General features: G+C 69.7%; 18 protein-coding genes. 6 read left to right on the forward strand and 12 right to left on the reverse strand.

What is annotated here, in order from left to right:
- Positions 1 to 48: 48 nt before the first annotated feature.
- From KTR66_RS07490 to KTR66_RS07515, 6 genes are read right to left on the reverse strand one after another with little or no spacing between them, the layout of a single operon-like run.
- On the reverse strand, positions 49 to 699 hold the full coding sequence (locus KTR66_RS07490) for a nitrile hydratase subunit alpha (protein ID WP_249731933.1): 651 nt from the start codon (positions 697 to 699) through the stop codon (positions 49 to 51).
- Complete coding sequence (locus KTR66_RS07495; protein WP_213611950.1) at positions 699 to 980, reverse strand: SH3-like domain-containing protein; 282 nt, start codon at positions 978 to 980, stop codon at positions 699 to 701. Before KTR66_RS07495 ends, KTR66_RS07490 begins: the two co-directional genes overlap by 1 nt.
- A complete protein-coding gene (locus tag KTR66_RS07500; protein ID WP_213611951.1) occupies positions 980 to 1339 on the reverse strand; it encodes an SH3-like domain-containing protein in 360 nt (119 codons plus the stop codon). The genes KTR66_RS07495 and KTR66_RS07500 overlap by 1 nt, the downstream gene beginning before the upstream one ends.
- Entirely contained in the window at positions 1339 to 2121 is a 783-nt protein-coding gene (locus KTR66_RS07505) for an ABC transporter ATP-binding protein (RefSeq protein WP_213611952.1), read from the reverse strand. The genes KTR66_RS07500 and KTR66_RS07505 overlap by 1 nt, the downstream gene beginning before the upstream one ends.
- Positions 2121 to 3107: an ABC transporter substrate-binding protein gene (locus tag KTR66_RS07510; RefSeq protein WP_213611953.1), complete on the reverse strand. Its 987-nt coding sequence runs from the start codon at positions 3105 to 3107 to the stop codon at positions 2121 to 2123. Before KTR66_RS07510 ends, KTR66_RS07505 begins: the two co-directional genes overlap by 1 nt.
- A gap of 13 nt (positions 3108 to 3120) precedes the next feature.
- The gene (locus KTR66_RS07515) at positions 3121 to 3885 is read right to left on the reverse strand and encodes an ABC transporter permease (protein WP_213611954.1); all 765 of its coding nucleotides are present in this window, start codon (positions 3883 to 3885) and stop codon (positions 3121 to 3123) included.
- A gap of 161 nt (positions 3886 to 4046) precedes the next feature.
- Here KTR66_RS07515 and KTR66_RS07520 point away from each other — a divergent pair, with 161 nt between their 5' ends.
- A complete protein-coding gene (locus KTR66_RS07520; RefSeq protein ID WP_213611955.1) occupies positions 4047 to 4784 on the forward strand; it encodes a cysteine hydrolase family protein in 738 nt (245 codons plus the stop codon).
- Between the two features lie 258 nt (positions 4785 to 5042).
- Entirely contained in the window at positions 5043 to 5708 is a 666-nt protein-coding gene (locus KTR66_RS07525; protein WP_213611956.1) for a hypothetical protein, read from the forward strand.
- Between the two features lie 15 nt (positions 5709 to 5723).
- Here the strand turns inward: KTR66_RS07525 and KTR66_RS07530 are convergent, their stop codons facing one another.
- Positions 5724 to 6596, reverse strand: coding sequence for a hypothetical protein (locus KTR66_RS07530; RefSeq protein ID WP_213611957.1), 873 nt, complete (start codon positions 6594 to 6596; stop codon positions 5724 to 5726).
- Positions 6597 to 6723: 127 nt separating this feature from the next.
- Here KTR66_RS07530 and KTR66_RS07535 point away from each other — a divergent pair, with 127 nt between their 5' ends.
- The 3 genes from KTR66_RS07535 to KTR66_RS07545 all read left to right on the forward strand — a co-directional run bounded on the left by KTR66_RS07535 (position 6724) and on the right by KTR66_RS07545 (position 9094).
- Positions 6724 to 7425, forward strand: coding sequence for an aspartate/glutamate racemase family protein (locus KTR66_RS07535; RefSeq protein WP_213611958.1), 702 nt, complete (start codon positions 6724 to 6726; stop codon positions 7423 to 7425).
- Between the two features lie 30 nt (positions 7426 to 7455).
- Positions 7456 to 7827: a cupin domain-containing protein gene (locus tag KTR66_RS07540; RefSeq protein ID WP_213611959.1), complete on the forward strand. Its 372-nt coding sequence runs from the start codon at positions 7456 to 7458 to the stop codon at positions 7825 to 7827.
- 70 nt (positions 7828 to 7897) lie between these two features.
- Complete coding sequence (locus tag KTR66_RS07545; RefSeq protein ID WP_213611960.1) at positions 7898 to 9094, forward strand: patatin-like phospholipase family protein; 1197 nt, start codon at positions 7898 to 7900, stop codon at positions 9092 to 9094.
- Between the two features lie 55 nt (positions 9095 to 9149).
- Here the strand turns inward: KTR66_RS07545 and KTR66_RS07550 are convergent, their stop codons facing one another.
- The 4 genes from KTR66_RS07550 to KTR66_RS07565 all read right to left on the reverse strand — a co-directional run bounded on the left by KTR66_RS07550 (position 9150) and on the right by KTR66_RS07565 (position 12807).
- Positions 9150 to 9395: a hypothetical protein gene (locus KTR66_RS07550; protein ID WP_213611961.1), complete on the reverse strand. Its 246-nt coding sequence runs from the start codon at positions 9393 to 9395 to the stop codon at positions 9150 to 9152.
- 82 nt (positions 9396 to 9477) lie between these two features.
- The gene (locus KTR66_RS07555; RefSeq protein WP_213611962.1) at positions 9478 to 10809 is read right to left on the reverse strand and encodes an MFS transporter; all 1332 of its coding nucleotides are present in this window, start codon (positions 10807 to 10809) and stop codon (positions 9478 to 9480) included.
- The gene (locus KTR66_RS07560) at positions 10806 to 11768 is read right to left on the reverse strand and encodes a tripartite tricarboxylate transporter substrate binding protein (protein WP_213611963.1); all 963 of its coding nucleotides are present in this window, start codon (positions 11766 to 11768) and stop codon (positions 10806 to 10808) included. Before KTR66_RS07560 ends, KTR66_RS07555 begins: the two co-directional genes overlap by 4 nt.
- Positions 11769 to 11847: 79 nt before the next feature.
- On the reverse strand, positions 11848 to 12807 hold the full coding sequence (locus tag KTR66_RS07565) for a D-2-hydroxyacid dehydrogenase (protein WP_213611964.1): 960 nt from the start codon (positions 12805 to 12807) through the stop codon (positions 11848 to 11850).
- Between the two features lie 115 nt (positions 12808 to 12922).
- Between KTR66_RS07565 and KTR66_RS07570 the strand changes: the two genes are divergently transcribed.
- Positions 12923 to 13522, forward strand: coding sequence for a hypothetical protein (locus KTR66_RS07570; RefSeq protein WP_213611965.1), 600 nt, complete (start codon positions 12923 to 12925; stop codon positions 13520 to 13522).
- Here KTR66_RS07570 and KTR66_RS07575 read toward each other — a convergent pair whose 3' ends face one another.
- On the reverse strand, positions 13523 to 15019 hold the full coding sequence (locus KTR66_RS07575) for an ABC transporter substrate-binding protein (RefSeq protein WP_213611966.1): 1497 nt from the start codon (positions 15017 to 15019) through the stop codon (positions 13523 to 13525).
- Positions 15020 to 15022: the final 3 nt, after the last annotated feature.

Consider the following 15022-nt stretch of genomic DNA (forward strand, 5'->3'; position numbering starts at 1 on the left):
GGCGCCGGCCGCTGTGCGGCCGGATAATCCTGGGCGGGCGCGGGGTCGCTATCCGGCCACCACCGCCGTCCCCACCAGCATGTGCCGCGTGACCAGCGGGATCAGCTCCTCCACCGGCCGCTCGGCCGCGCCCGGCGGCGGCATGGGCAGCACGAGGTAGCGCATATCCGCGTTGGAATCATGCACGCGGACTTCCACCTCAGCCGGCAATTCCAGCCCGAATTCGGCCAGGACCTTGCGCGGCTCGCGCACCGTGCGCGCGCGGTAGTTCTTGGAGATGTACCACCAGGGCGGCTGGCCGAGCAGCGAGCGCGGATAGCAGGAACACAGCGTGCAGACGATCACGTTGTGCAGCGAAGGCGTGTTCCGCACGACGACGAGCTTCGCCTCCTTGATCTTGAAACCAAGCTCGGCCGCGGCCTTGGAGCCGTCCTCCACCAGCCGCTGCGCATAGGCCTCGTCCCGCCAGGCCTCGGCCACGATGCGCGCCCCCCAGGTGACGTTGGGCGCCTCAAGTGCGGCGATCACGCGGTCCGTATCCGCCAGCGTCAGCAGCTGCTTCTCGAGCAGGATCTTATGCAGCGCCTCGGTCATCAGCGCGTAGTACTCGGCGCCGTGATGGCCCTCGATCACGGGGCGGTTCGGGTCGATCGCATCGGCCGAGAAGCGGGTGGGCGGGACGGTGGAGGGAATGGGCATCAGGCGGGCACCAGCCAATGGTCGTAGACCTCGATCTCCAGCGTGTCATGCGCGGGCCCCGCATAATCGGGCCAGAGATGCGCCTGGCGGAAATTCACGCGGTAGAGATCCACGGGCGGCAGGCCGGGGCGGCCATGGCCGAGCTCCTCGGGATTCGGATAGGCGCCGCAATGGCGCTCCACCACGCCGGTCTTGTGGCGGACGAAGAAGGGGATGCGGACATGGCCGGGCTTGTGGAGATCCACCACGCGCACCGCATCGCCGGGCTGGAAGCGGGGCATCACTTGGCCTCCATCACGGTCTTGGCGGCATGGTCCACGCGCTGCCCGCGGCCGGCGGCCAGCGCATCCATGCGCGCCAGCACCTCGGCCCGGTCCACCAGGCCCTTTTCGTCCAGCAGCAGGGTCAGCGCCTCGGCGCGGCGCTCGTAGAAGCCCAGCGTCTCGTAGAGGGGTTCGCCGAAGCTCTCGAAGGCGCGGCGGATTTCGTCGAGCGAGACGCAGCGATCCTTCTGCTCCAGCGCGCCACGAATGGCCTCGGAGAGCTTCTGCCAATCGGCGAAGGGGTGCTCATCCTGTTGGATCGGGCCGCCCGGCAGGCCGCCAATGTCGTGATATCCGCGAAAAGGTGGCTCGCCCATCAGCTTCCCCTGACCGCTGTCTGGAACAGCTCCAGCGCATGCGCCTTGATGCGCACGAATTCTGTGTCGGTCAACGTGGCCGGGCTGCGCGGGCGGGCCAGCGGGATGTCGAGAAATTCGGCGATGCGGGATGGCCGGCGTGTCAGCAGCAGAAGCTTGTCCGCCAGGTAGATCGCCTCCTCCAGGTCATGGCTCACCAGCACCGCCGTGGTGCCGCGCGCCACCAGCACCTTCTGCAGCTGGTCGCGCATGATGAGCGTCATCTCGTAGTCGAGGGCCGAGAAGGGCTCGTCCAGGAACAGCACCTCCGGCTCGATCGCCAGGGAGCGCATGATGGAGACGGTCTGCTGCTGCCCGCCCGAGAGCTCATAGGGGTAGCGGTGCAGGTCGAATTTCAGGTCGAAGCCGGCGACGAGTTCGGCGATGCGGCGCTCGCGCTCGGGGCGGGCGATGCCCATGAGCTTGAGCGGGTAATGGATGTTGTCGATGGCGCGCTGCCAGGGAAACAGCGCCTCGCGGTAGTTCTGGAAGACATAGCCGATGCGCGTCTCGCGGATCGTCTTGCCCTCGAAGAGGATTTCCCCGCCATCAATGGGCAGGAGGCCCGCCACCATGTTGATGAAGGTGGACTTGCCGCAGCCATTGGGCCCGAAGACCGAGACGATGCGCCCCTTCGGCAGGTCGATGTCGAAGCCGGCATAGACCGGATTGCCGCCGAAGGCCTTCCTGAGGCCCCGCACCGTGATGTGCGTGCCAGGGGTGAACCAGGCGAGAGCGTTCATCAGGCGCCGAGGTCGCTCGGCTTGAGGATGAAGTCGCGCAGCTGGAAGGGCGCGCGGAGCACGCCTTCGGAGGCGAAGACATCCACCAGCGCCTGATAGGAGTTGAGGTCCGTCTCGTTCAGATCCTTCCAGGCGCGGAGGTAGGGCTGCGCGACGATGGGCACCTGCGCCGCCTGCACGGCCGTGTAGCGCGGCAGGATGGCGCGGATGCGCTCATACTGCGTCTCGGCGATCAGGGTGGCTTCGTCCAGGACCTCGACGACGCGGCGCGCCACGGCGGGGCGTTCGCGCATGAACTTGGTGGTGAGCAGGGAGACGCCGGAATAGAAGGGGTCCGCGATCACGCCCGCCACCGGATTGGTCATGGCGCGCTTCGCCTCGCCCAGCGCCACGGCAATGGAGCCCACGGGTTCCAGCGAGAGCGTCGCATCCACCGAACCCGCGATGACGGCCTGCACCTGCAGCCCGACGGCCATCTCGACCAGCCGCACATCGCCATCCGGGTTCAGCCCCGCGCGGCGGACCATGTGTCGCGAGATGGTGCGCCACTGGATGCCCGGCAGGTGGCCCAGCGACTTGCCGCGCAGATCGGCGAAGCTCGTGATGGGCGAGTTGTTGGCGACGATCAGCCCGTCATTGATGCGGTTCACGCGGATGCCGCCGCCCTGGAGCCCGAAGGCCTTGAAGGTGCCTGGGAACTGCACCTCGGCCAGCACGGAGATGCCCGCCGCCGCCCCCGGCGCGCCCACCTCGGCGCGGTTGGCCACCAGGCTGTCGATGATCTGGTTGGGCGCCTGGAAGCGCGCCGCCTCCACCTCGATCCCCGCACGCTCGAAGAGGCGCTCTTCCTGCGCCACATAGAAGGCCAGCGTCTGCATGATGGGCAGCCAGGCGATGGTGACACGGTCCCGACGCCCCTGCGCATAGGCGGGGGCGGCGAGCGGCGTGGCGCCGATCCCGGCGAGCAGCGTGCGGCGTGTCGTCATCGAGGCGCTCCGTTCAGGACCGCCCGGCCCAATGGACCAGGCGGGTCTCCAGGGTGAGGAAGAAGAGGTTGAGCCCGTAGCCGAGCACGCCCGAGACCAGGATCGTCCCGTAGAGCTGCGGCATGTCGAAGGTGATCTGGCTGTCGATGATCCGCTTGCCGAGGCCGTCATCGGCGCCGATGAACATCTCGGCCACGACGATGACGACGAGGGCCAGCGAGACCGCGGTGCGCAGGCCGACGAAGGTCTGCGGCAGGCATTCGTAGAACAGCACGTCGCGGAAGATGCGCAGGCGGGAGGCGCCCATGACGCGTGCGGCGAGAAGCCGCGTCTGCCGCGCATTCATCACGCCATAGGCGACGTTGAACAGGATCACGAGCCAGGCGGCGAAGGCGGCGACCGCGATCTTCGCGAAATCGCCCAGCCCGAAGATGATCATGAAGAGCGGGAACATGGCGGTGGCCGGCGTCGAGCGGAAGAAATCCACCAGGAACTCGATGGAGCGGTAGAGCTTCGCATTCGCCCCGATCATGATGCCGAGGGGCACGCCCGCCACGGCGGCGATGCCGAAGGCCTGCAGCGTGCGGACCAGCGTGCGCCAGAAGTCGTGGCCCATGCCGCCGCCCGCCATGTTGGTCCAGATGGATTGCAGCGTGCGCACCGGCGAGGGCAGCAGGCGCGGCGTGACCCAGCCCTGCGCGTTCACCACATACCAGATGGCGAAGAGCATGAGCGGCCCCACCGCCATCAGGATGCCGCGCTGCCATGCCGTCTTCACTTGCAGTCCCATCCCCCATTGCCCAGCCAAGCGGCAGCGAAATCCATGCCGCACGGGGTGTCGGGCGGCCTGCGATGAGCGTTGCAAGCGCGATGCCAGCGGGCACGGCATTTGCTTGGCAGCGCGCATACACGGCGCGCGCATCCAGAGGAGGACCCGCCATGCCCAGCATCGAAGCCGACCCCTATGCCTGGCCCTTCGACGGCGATCTCACGCCGCAGAACACCGCGCTCATCGTCATCGACATGCAGACCGATTTCTGCGGCAAGGGCGGCTATGTCGATGTGATGGGCTATGACCTCTCGCTCACGCGGGCCCCCATCGAGCCCATCCGGCGCGTGCTCGCCGCCATGCGGGCAGGGGGCTACTGGATCATCCACACGCGGGAGGGCCACCGGCCGGATCTGTCGGACCTTCCCGCCAACAAGCGCTGGCGCAGCCAGCGCATCGGTGCGGGCATCGGTGACCCGGGGCCCTGCGGCAAGATCCTGGTGCGTGGCGAGCCGGGCTGGGAAATCATCGAGGAACTGGCGCCGCTCCCCGGCGAGACCATCATCGACAAGCCCGGCAAGGGCAGCTTCTGCGCGACCGACCTCGAGCTCATCCTGCGCACGCGCGGCATCCGCAACCTGGTGCTGACCGGCATCACCACGGATGTCTGCGTCCATACCACCATGCGCGAGGCCAATGACCGCGGCTTCGAATGCCTGCTGCTGGAGGATTGCTGCGGGGCGACCGATCTCGGCAACCACCGGGCCGCGATCCAGATGGTGAAGATGCAAGGTGGCGTCTTCGGCACCGTCTCGACCTCTGGGGCGCTGGTGGCGGGGCTGGGTCAGGCCGAGCGGGCTGCGCCGGGCGATGCCGAATACCCGACGGCAAGGGGAGGGAATTCCTAACGGAGCAGCATCGAATTTGCGTAAGGCTTTGCCCGTGCTGTAGCCAAAAGTTAACGTCAAGAGGCCGCAATAAGATTATGAAATCTCGATTTTTTCACTTCAGCAATGCTTCAATCGCATGCAAAAGAATGCAAAAAACTTAAAAATTGCGGAGAAAAAGCCTAATTCTCCTTGCGCATGTCTGTGGATAAAGCAATCTTCTCTCATAAGTTGTGTTTTTTCCCAGGGGGGGTTCTCATGGTTGCGGGGGCGCGGCGCATGCAGGAAGAAAGGCTGGACCACCAGGTGCGACAAAGCCTGGGCCATTGGCCCCAGCGCCCGCCGGGACTCGAGCCTTCCTTCAAGCAACCGGGGACCTGGCTCCGCGCTCGCCCTGATCTCGAGCGCAAGGTCACCCAGCCCTATCTGAAATTCCCAGGTGCGGACCGGCTGAAGACCCTGCCCGATGGTCTCTACCTGCATTTCAGCACCAAGGCGGCCGAGCCCTATGTGGACATCCTGTGCATCGAAGCCTGCGGCACCTATCAGAACCTGCTCGACAAGCGCTCTCGCTTCGCGCCCAGCACCGGTTCGCTCCTCGCCGTCTGCCCCGTGGAATGGCTGCTCCAGCCCGGCATGCCGGGCAACAACATCCCGCGTTGGCGGCTGATCCGCATGCTGCGGACCGAGCCCCGCGCCGACCTCGTGCTGCCGGTGCGCGATGCGCGCGTGCTCTTTGCGCTCAAGCCCAGACATTTCCGCGGCTTCATGGCGACCCAGACCGCCCATGCCCATGAGTTCTTCTGCCCCATGGACGTGCTGACGGCCGAGGATGGCGCCCGGAACCCGGCGCTGCGCGCGCTGCTCGCCCGCGCCGCCTCCGCCGCCAACTACATGGAACTGCCCGAGGGGCCGCGCCGCAGCGCGAATTCCGAGGCGGGATGAGGGGAGGGGGCGGGCTCAGCCCGCCTCGGGCGGCATGGCGTGGGCCAAGGCCTCGTGGCCCGGCATGTAGTTGCGGTTGTTGATGGCAGCGTTGCGGTTCACCAGCGGCCGCGCATAGAGCGGATGCGTCATGCTCCGCACCTCGTGCTCCACCCGGAACAGCACGGCCCCCGTCTCGGGTTCCACGATGTCGAGGAAGCGATACTGCCAGGGGTTGCTCTCTTCGCTGATCAGCCCCGCCGCCTTCAGCCGCGCATGCGGCCCGCCGAAATCCGCCAGCGTGATCTGGATGTGGTGTCCGTCATAGGCGGGCTGCGGCGCATCCGTCTCGCGGAAGACCAGATATTGGCCATTGGCCACCAGCGCACGCGCGACGCCGCCCGCGGCGCTCGCCGGTGCCTGCAGGATTTCGCGATAGAAGCGCGCGATGCCCGGTGTGGTGCCCGGGGCCACGTCGAACTCCACATAGGGCATGCCGAGCGTGATGCGCCCGAAGCGCGCCGCGTCCGGCGCATGCACGCGGATGCGGTTGCCCCAGGGGCAGGTGGTCTCCACCGCATCCGCGGTTTCGCGGAAGTCGAAGCGCGTGCCGGCGAGGTTCTTGCGCTGCGCCGCGAGCCGCCGCAGCAGCCCCTCGCGGTCCGGCAGGACCAGCGCCGTGGTGCCGCGCAGCACCTGGGGCGCGCCGCTCGGCAAATGGAACTGGCTGATGCCGACATTGGCCCACATGTTGTCGGTGCCGGTCATCAGATAGGGGTCGCGCGTCAGGCCGAGCCCGCTGATATAGAAATTCGTGGCCGCGATCTGGTCCGGCACGCGGATGTTCACATGCTGCAGCTCGACCACATGGCCGAGCGATTCGGCATGCCGGTCATAAGTGTTTTCCATCGCCCGTTCTCCCTGCCGCGCCAGCTTCGCGCGCGCCCGGCCGCGCCACAAGCATCACGGCCGGGGCGCCCTCGACATCCGCCGCGCGCGGGCCGACAACACGCGCGTCACGCGAGGGGAGGGCATCATGCGCATGCTGGGTGTGCTGGGGGGGATGGGGCCACTCGCCTCGGCCGAATTCATGAAGGCGCTGACGCTCGAAACCCCGGCCGAGCGCGACCAGGACCACATCCCGACCATCCTCTGGTCCGACCCCCGCGTGCCCGACCGCACGGCCGCGCGCAAGCATGGCGGGGAGGACCCGCTGCCCTGGCTGCTGCGCGGCATCCGCGGGCTGGAGGCGGCCGGCTGCGGCGCCATCGCCATCCCCTGCAACACCGCCCATGGCTGGTTCGACCAGATGCAGGCGGCGACCGCGCTGCCCATCCTGCACATCGTGGATGCCGCCGCGGCCGATCTCCGCCGCCAGGGCGTGACCTCGGGCCGCATCGGGCTGATGGGGACGACGGCCACACTCGCCATGCGCCTCTATCAGGAGCGGCTGGGGATCGAGTGCATCACGCCGAGTGACGCGCTGATGGAAAGCCACGTCATGCCCGCCGTCGGCCTCGTGAAGGCCAATCGCGTGGCCGAGGCCTATGCGCCGCTCGCCGAGGTCGCGCGCCATCTGCATGCTGAGGGCGCCACCGCCGTCGTGCTCGGCTGCACCGAGATCCCGCTCGGTGTGGCCGCCGGCCCCGCGCTCGGCTTCCCCGTGGTGGACACAGTGGCGGCGCTGGCGCGCGCCGCGATCGGCTGGGCGCTTGCCGAGCGCGCGGGCGCTGGCTAACCCTTCGCCCCCACAACCAAGGAACGCCCGATGAGCCAGGCCCAGCATTTCCATAACCTCGCCGACGTCACGCAGGGCATCGCGCGCGAATTGGCGCCGGGTGTGACCACGCGCATCTTCCCGGGCGAGCATGCCATGCTCTCCGTCGTCACCATCGCCCCCAATGGCGAGGGCACGCTGCATGCCCACCCGGAGGAGCAATGGGGCGTCTGCCTGGAAGGCACCGCCATCCGCATCCAGGGCGGCGAGGAGATCCCGGTGAAGAAGGGCGATTTCTGGCGCACGCCGGGTGGCGTGCCGCACACCATGCGCGCCGGCCCCGAGGGCTGCCAGGTGCTGGACATCTTCGCGCCGCCGCGCGAGGCCTATCGCGTCGCCGGGTCCGGCTTCGGGACCACCTGAGCCCAGGCCAAGCTTGACGGCGCCGCGCCGCGCGGGCGGAATCAAAAGATCGAATGCCCGGGAAATGACCATGCCCCACGCCACCTCGCGCCGCGCCGCCCTGCTGCTGGGCGCGGCCACCCTCTCCGCCTGTGCGGCGCCGGTGCGCGGCCCGGCCGTGCCGCGCGGCCAGACCGGCCGCGCCACCGTGCTCGGCATCCCCAATGAGCGCTTCTTCCCGGCGCTCGGCACGCGGCCACTGGTGGCCGAGTTCATGGCGGCCCTGGAGCGGCGGCACGCGGTGCTCGGCGTTCCGATGGGCGGCATGATGCCCGCGCTCGACCTGCTGGCCATCTCGGGCGGCGGGGATGACGGGGCCTTCGGTGCCGGGCTTCTGACCGGCTGGACCCAGGCGGGCACGCGGCCGCAATTCGCGCTCGTCACGGGCGTCAGCACCGGCGGGCTGATCGCGCCCTTCGCCTTCGTCGGCTCCGACTACGATCCGGCACTCCGCCGCGTCTACACACAGAGCACGCTGGCCGACATCCTGATCCAGCGCAGCCTGATCAGCGGCGTCCTCTCCGACGGCCTCGCCGACACCACGCCCCTCTTCCGCACCATCTCGCGTGAGCTGGACGCGACGATGATCGCGCGCATCGCCGAGGGTTATCGCCAGGGCCGCCTGCTGTTGATCGGCACCACCGACCTCGACGCGCAATTGCCGGTGATCTGGAATGTCGGCGCCATCGCGGCGAGTGGGCATCCCGGCGCGCCCGCGCTGATCCACCGGATCATGCTGGCCTCCGCCTCCATCCCCGGCGCCTTCGCGCCCGTGTTGTTCGACGTGACGGTGGATGGCGTGCCCCACCAGGAGCTCCACGTGGATGGTGGCGCCTTCAACCAGGCCTTCCTCTACCCGGTCGCGGTCACGCAGGCGCGGCGCGCGCGCATCGCCCGCCGCCTGCCGGTGCAGCCGATCCGCGCCTGGGTGATCCGCAATGCGCGGCTCGATCCCAACTGGGCGGCGACGGATCGGCGCACCATGAGCATCGCCGGGCGCGCGGTGGAGACGATGATCGCCGCGAGCGGCTTCAATGACGTGATGCGCATGTGGCTGAACGCGCAGCGCGACGATGTGGACTACAACCTCGCCTTCATCGGCGCGGATTTCGACGTGCCCTACACCACGCCCTTCAACCCGGCCTATATGGGCCCGCTCTTCGAGTATGGCCGGGTGCGCGCTGCGCGCGGCTATGACTGGGCGAAGCAGCCGCCGCTGATCGAGTAGAGCATGATCCGCCGAGGTGGCACACCGAGGCGGTGAATCATCCTCTCAGCAGCACTCAGTCGTCCCCGCACTCGCAGCCGGGGGCGGGGGCCATGCTCTGGCGCGTCACGTGATGATCCACCCATTCGGCCACCAGCCGCCGTGCCTCGGCGATCGAGGCCTCCGGATGATGCACGCGATACAGCGTGGTGCAGGCCTGGAAGGCGGCCATGTCCGTGGTCCCGACATCGCGCAGCTCGCGATAGGCTGTGACGACGGCGCGCTCGCAGCGGCGGGCGATATGGCTGAAATCGCGACCCATGATGCTCTCCAGTTGCGAATCACTCGCAACGCTTGGAACGATAGCGACATCTGAACACCCGTTCAAGTGACGCTCGCACCCATCAGCCGGATTTTCTCGGGATCAGCAGGAGGGCGAGCAGCGGGAGCAGCCCCGCCACCAGGAAGCCCCAGCCGAAGCCCCGCAGGAAGGCCGCTTCCGTCCCCGCGCCCGCAGCCAGCGCCTGCGACTCGCCAGCGCCAAAGACCAGGGTGAGGAGCGAGGCGGCGAGCACAACGCCCAGCGTCCGCATCAGCAGGGTCAGGCTGCCGGCCACGCCGCGATCCTCGCGCCGCATGGTCGCCGTCACGAGGTCGGTGTAGGCGAGGGTGAAGAGGCCGATGCCGATACCCTGGGCGAGCAGGCTGGCCAGCAGCAGGGCAGGGGAGGTGGCAGGGCCCCACCATGCCACGCTCAGCAGGCCGAGGCCGGCCAGCAGCGCGCCCGCCAGCGCGCAGCGCGGCCCACCGCCGAGCCGCCCGCCGAGCGCCGAGCCCAGCATCGCGCCCCCATGCCCGCCCGCGAGCACGAGGCCGAGCCAGGCCGGCGGCAGGGCGGCCACGCGCGCCAGGTAGAAGGGCACCAGCAGCATCACGGCGAAGCCGGCGAGGTTGATCAGAAGGCTTGCCAGGTTCAGCCGCGCGAAGCCGGGGCGGCGGAACAGCCGGAGATCGAGGATGGGCCGCTCGACGGCGAGGCTGCGCCAGATGAAGCCGCCGAGGGCCAGTGCCGCGACAAGGGCCAGTGCGGCCGAGGCGCGGTTGATCGCCAGCAGAAGGCTCGCCATGCCGAGCGCGAGGAGCACGGCGCCCGCGGCATCGAAGCTCTCGCGCTGGCCCTCGCGCGGCGGCGTCGCGTGGTGCCGCATCAGCCAGAGCGAGACGAGCGCCACCGGCACGCGGATCCAGAACACAGCGGGCCAGTCCCAGAGTGCCACCAGAACGCCGCCCAGCAGCGGGCCGAGCGCCGCACTCGCGGCGAAGCTCGCCGCATAGGCGCCCAGCGCCCGGGCGCGCATCGCCTCGGGGTAGAGGCTCGTGGCGAGTGCGGCGCCGCAGCCGATGACCAGCGCGGCGCTGATGCCCTGCAGCACGCGGGCCGCCAGCAGCAGCGGGTAGCTCGGCGCCAGCGAACAGAGCAGCAGCGCCGCCGCGCTGGTGACGAGGCCCCAGCGGAAGACGCGCGCATGGCCCCAGATGTCGCCGATGCGCCCCACCGCCAGCATCAGGCTGCCATAGGTCAGCACATAGGCGATGATGAGCCACTGGATGGCCGGCAGCGGCAGGGAAAACGCCACCGCCACCGCCGGAAAGGCCACGTTCAGCGCGCTGTCGAAGGGCACGACCAGGGTGCCCAGCGCGAGCGGCGCGAGGCGAAGGAGGCTCTGCTCCCTCACCCGTCCAGGCGGATGTTGTTGGCGCGGACCACGCGCGCCCAGCGCTCGGTCTCGGCCTCCGCGAAATTGGCGAAGCGCTCGCCGGAGACGGCCAGCACGTCCATGCCCTGTTGCTCGACCCGGGCCTTGGTCTCGGGCTCGGCGAGGACCTGCGTGAGCAGCGCGGCCATGCGCTCGCGGATCGGCGCGGGCACGCCGGCGGGCGAGAAGACGGCCCACCAGGTCGGCGCCTCGAAGCCCGCGATGCCCTGCTCCTGGAAGCTCGGCACGCCCGGCAGGTCGCGCCAGGATGCGGCGGTGGTGACACCCAGGCCGCGCAGCGCGCCGCTCCTCACATGCGGCCCGCCGACCGGCGCATTGGTCACGAAGAGCGGCACCTGGCCCGCCAGCGCATCGGCCAGGGCCGGCGCCCCACCGCGATAAGGCACATGCGTCAGCTCCACGCCCGCGAGGTTGCAGAGCTGCACCATCGCCACGTGCATCATGGTGCCCACGCCGGCCGTGGCATAGGTGATGCGGCCCGGCGGCTGCGCGCGGGCTGCCGTCATCAGCGCCTGGAAGCTGGGCCAGGGCTGGCTCGGATGTGCCGTCACCACCAGCGGCCCGCGCCCGATCAGCGTGATGGGCGCGAAATCCCGCCGCACATCATAGGGCAGGTTCATGATGGATGGCGTGATCACCTGGCTGTCCTGCGCGATCAGCCAGGTGTGGCCATCGCCGCCCGCGCGCGCCACCTCGGCCGCGCCCACCGTGCCGGTGGCGCCGGCGCGGTTCTCGACGACGACGGGCTGGCCGAGCAGCGCCTGCATCCGTGGTTGCAGGATGCGCGCGACGATATCCACCGAGCCGCCAGGCGGCCAGCCGACCACGAGGCGGATGGGCCGGCTGGGCCAGGCCTCCTGCGCGAGGGCGAGCGACGGGGCCGCGAGCAGCCCGAGTGTCAGGGCGCGACGTTGCATGGGGTTTCCTCCTGGATGGCCGGTTGATGTCCGGCTCGTCATCCCAGCGTGCCGGAAAGCCGCCCGCGCCGACAAGCGCTCAATAGCCGATGCGGCGATCCACCAGCTCACGCAGCGGTGCGCCGTCCAGGAAGCGGCGCAGGTTATCCGTGAAGAGAGCCGCCACCACGCGGTCCCGCTCGGGATGCATGCCGCCGATATGGGGCAGCACCATGATGCCGGGCGTGGTCCAGAAGGGGTCGGAAGCCGGCAGCGGCTCCACGCGGAACACGTCCAGGATGGCGCCCGCGATCTGCTTTTGCGTGACCGCGGCGATGAGGTCGGCATCCACGATGGCGCTGCCGCGGCCGAAATTCAGCAGCCAGGCGCTGGGCTTCATCCGTGCCAGGCGCGCCGCGTTCATGAAATTGTCGGTCTCGGGCGTGGAAGGCAGCAGCAGCAGCACGAAATCGGCGCGGGCCAGCACCTCATCCGTGCGCTCCGGCGGCAGCACCTCGTTCACATGCGCCATGGGTGCGGGGTTCCGCCGCGTGCCGATCACCTCCATGCGCAGGGCCGATGCGAGCCGCGCCACCTCCGCCCCGATGGCGCCAAGGCCCAGGATGCCCAGCACCTTGCCGTTGAGCGGTGTCGCGACACGGCGCTTCCACGTGCTCTCCTTCTGGGCCTCCGCGATGGCAGCATAGCCCTTGGTGATGTGGAACAGTCCGCCCAGGATGTTCTCGGGCATGCTGTCGGTGTGCGTGCCGCGCGCGCAGGTCAGCAGCAGCGCCTCGGGCAGGTCGGGCAAAGCGAGCCAGCCCTCCACGCCGGCGGTGAGGGACTGCGCCCAACGCAGCCGCGGCATGCGCGGCAGCAGCCCCGCCGGCGCGCCCCAGCCCAGGATCACCTCCGTCTCCGCCATCTGCGCCTCGCTCGGCTGCTGCGCGCGGGGCAGGGCTTCCACCGCCACGCGCGCATCAAGCCCGGCGGCGTTGATCGCCGCGATGTAGGGGCCAGGCGTGTCGGTCCAGAGCAGGATGCGGGTGCGGTTGGTCATGCGTCTCGTCCAGTCTTGCGTCGGAACATGCTGCAACGCTTCCGCCCGGCGCGCCATTGCCGAAGCCCCGCTGCGCGGTTCAAGCTTGCCCGATCCAACCGCAGGGAGCGCGCCCATGACCCCTTCCATCCTCTTTCCCGGCCAGGTCGAATGGTCGGGCGAAAATCCTGGCATCTCGCTGAAGGAGGACCCCGCCGGGCCCTTCACCACGCTCGCCTCCTTCTTCCGTGTCGTGCTGTCGCCGCATGGGCGCGGCCATGCGCTGGTGCTGCTGCAGGAGCCGCAGAAGGAGAGTGCCGCCAATATCTGCCTGACCGACAATGAGCCGCTCGCCCGCTGGCTGGTGGCCAACTACGTCTCGCATTTCGGCGCCTGGCGGAACCTCGCGGGCCTCACCCATCTCGCCTATCGCCCGCTCGAGCGTGTCGTGGCCGGGGGCGACGCCATCAGCGAGTACAGCGAGACGGTGACGGGCGCGGGCATGACCGTGCGGCTCGACTGGAAGGGCCTGGGCGCGCCCTTCTGCTTCGCCCTCTCGCCTTCGGATTCCGCGACCGGCGTGCACCACATGCCGAGCCTCTTCGTCGGCTGCGCCGAAGCGAGTGTCACGGTGAACAGCGTGCGGCGCCCGGGCGCGCCCATCCCGCGCGAGATCGTGGGCCAGCGCATCACGACGGCGATGCTGGCCTTCTCGGAGACCTGGCTGCGCGCCTGATCAGCCTCGAACGCGCAGCCCCTGCAGCCGGATCAGCCCGTCCGGGATCATGCGCAGCCCCTGCACGGCCGCCCCCGTGGCGGTGAAGTTCGTCGGGTGCCAGAGGTAGATATAGGGCCGGTCGCGCAGCAGCACCTCCATGGCGCGGCCATAGGCGGCGAGGCGCGCGGCCGGTTCCACCTGGGTGCGGCCCTCGCGCAGCGCGGCATCCGCCGCCGCGCTGCAATAGCGCCCGCCATTCAGCGGCTCGCCACAGGCGTTGAAGCCCCAGAGATTGCCATCCACATCGGTGCGGCCCGACCAGGCGATGATGAGCATCTCGAAATCGCCCGCCGTCCATTGCCGGAGCAGCGTCGCCACCTCGATCACCTGGATCTCGAGCGTGATGCCGGCCTCCGCCGCCATGGCCTGAATCACCTCGGCCGCCTGGATGTACTCGGTGGTGTTGGGCACCGAGAAGCGGATGCGCAGGCGCTCATGCCCCGCCTCGCGCAGCAGGGCCCGCGCCCGCGCCAGGTCCCGCCCTGGCACGGCGATGCCCGGCACATGCTGCGGATGGCCGGGCGGCGTGGACTGGTTGCCCGGCCGGTAGAGCCCCTCGAAGGCCACGCGGTTCAGCGCCGCGCGGTCAATGCTCGCCTCCAGTGCCGCGCGGATGCGCGGATCGCGCGCGAGCGGCGTCTCGGCGCGCGCGCCATTCGCCATGTTGATGGCGAGATAGACCACGGCGAGCGAAGGCCCCTCCAGCAGCCGCACGCGGCGATCGCCCTTCAGCGTGGCGACATCCGAGGGGTTCACGCGCTCGATCACATCGAGCGTGCCCGCGCGCAGGTTGGAGGCACGGACCGTGGTGTCCGGGATCGGGCGATAGGTCACGCGCTCGGCCTGGATGGCGGCGCGGTTCCAGTATTCGTCGAAGCGCTCCAGCTCGATGCGGTCCTGCGCCACGCGGCGCGTGAGGCGGAAGGGGCCGGCGCAGGCGGGTGCGGCCTGGAACTCGGCCCCCAGCACATTCGCCTGGCGCGGCGAGACCAGCATGCCCGCGCGGTCGGAGAGCGCGGCCAGCAGCGGCGCGAAGGGCTCGCTCAGGCGGATGCGGATCTGCATCGGCCCGGCCACCTCGATCGCCGTCACCGGCCCCAGCTCGCCGCGCCGCGTGGAGCCGGGCGCCGTGCGGTGGCGTTCGAGGCCGATGCGCGCGGCCTCGGCATCCAGCGCCACGCCGTCATGGAAGCGCACGCCGTCCCGCAGCGTCAGCAACAGCGCACGCCCTTCCTCCTGCCATTCCCAGGCGGTGGCGAGCTGCGGGACGAGCGCGCCCTGCTCATCCACCTCGATCAGCTTGTCGCACATCGCCATGAAGACCTGGCGTGCGGCGACGGAGCGCGAGAGCGTCGGGTCCAGCACATCGGGGTCGGAGGCGATGCCGATGCGGATGTGCTGGGCTGCGGCCGGCAGGGCCAGCAGGGTGAGAAGGGCGGCGGTCAGGAGGCGCATGCG

This window comes from Roseococcus sp. SDR, from assembly GCF_019083995.1.
Lineage (GTDB): Bacteria > Pseudomonadota > Alphaproteobacteria > Acetobacterales > Acetobacteraceae > Roseococcus.

What these genes read in the sequence shown, in the direction of transcription:
- KTR66_RS07565 (WP_213611964.1), bottom strand. Translation starts at nt 12,807, where the DNA reads ATGACCAACCGCACCCGCATCCTGCTCTGGACCGACACGCCTGGCCCC.
- KTR66_RS07530 (WP_213611957.1), bottom strand. Translation starts at nt 6,596, where the DNA reads ATGGAAAACACTTATGACCGGCATGCCGAATCGCTCGGCCATGTGGTC.
- KTR66_RS07550 (WP_213611961.1), bottom strand. Translation starts at nt 9,395, where the DNA reads ATGGGTCGCGATTTCAGCCATATCGCCCGCCGCTGCGAGCGCGCCGTC.
- KTR66_RS07545 (WP_213611960.1), top strand. Translation starts at nt 7,898, where the DNA reads ATGCCCCACGCCACCTCGCGCCGCGCCGCCCTGCTGCTGGGCGCGGCC.
- KTR66_RS07490 (WP_249731933.1), bottom strand. Translation starts at nt 699, where the DNA reads ATGCCCATTCCCTCCACCGTCCCGCCCACCCGCTTCTCGGCCGATGCG.
- KTR66_RS07510 (WP_213611953.1), bottom strand. Translation starts at nt 3,107, where the DNA reads ATGACGACACGCCGCACGCTGCTCGCCGGGATCGGCGCCACGCCGCTC.
- KTR66_RS07575 (WP_213611966.1), bottom strand. Translation starts at nt 15,019, where the DNA reads ATGCGCCTCCTGACCGCCGCCCTTCTCACCCTGCTGGCCCTGCCGGCC.
- KTR66_RS07520 (WP_213611955.1), top strand. Translation starts at nt 4,047, where the DNA reads ATGCCCAGCATCGAAGCCGACCCCTATGCCTGGCCCTTCGACGGCGAT.
- KTR66_RS07570 (WP_213611965.1), top strand. Translation starts at nt 12,923, where the DNA reads ATGACCCCTTCCATCCTCTTTCCCGGCCAGGTCGAATGGTCGGGCGAA.
- KTR66_RS07535 (WP_213611958.1), top strand. Translation starts at nt 6,724, where the DNA reads ATGCGCATGCTGGGTGTGCTGGGGGGGATGGGGCCACTCGCCTCGGCC.
- KTR66_RS07505 (WP_213611952.1), bottom strand. Translation starts at nt 2,121, where the DNA reads ATGAACGCTCTCGCCTGGTTCACCCCTGGCACGCACATCACGGTGCGG.
- KTR66_RS07540 (WP_213611959.1), top strand. Translation starts at nt 7,456, where the DNA reads ATGAGCCAGGCCCAGCATTTCCATAACCTCGCCGACGTCACGCAGGGC.
- KTR66_RS07560 (WP_213611963.1), bottom strand. Translation starts at nt 11,768, where the DNA reads ATGCAACGTCGCGCCCTGACACTCGGGCTGCTCGCGGCCCCGTCGCTC.
- KTR66_RS07525 (WP_213611956.1), top strand. Translation starts at nt 5,043, where the DNA reads ATGCAGGAAGAAAGGCTGGACCACCAGGTGCGACAAAGCCTGGGCCAT.
- KTR66_RS07500 (WP_213611951.1), bottom strand. Translation starts at nt 1,339, where the DNA reads ATGGGCGAGCCACCTTTTCGCGGATATCACGACATTGGCGGCCTGCCG.
- KTR66_RS07495 (WP_213611950.1), bottom strand. Translation starts at nt 980, where the DNA reads ATGCCCCGCTTCCAGCCCGGCGATGCGGTGCGCGTGGTGGATCTCCAC.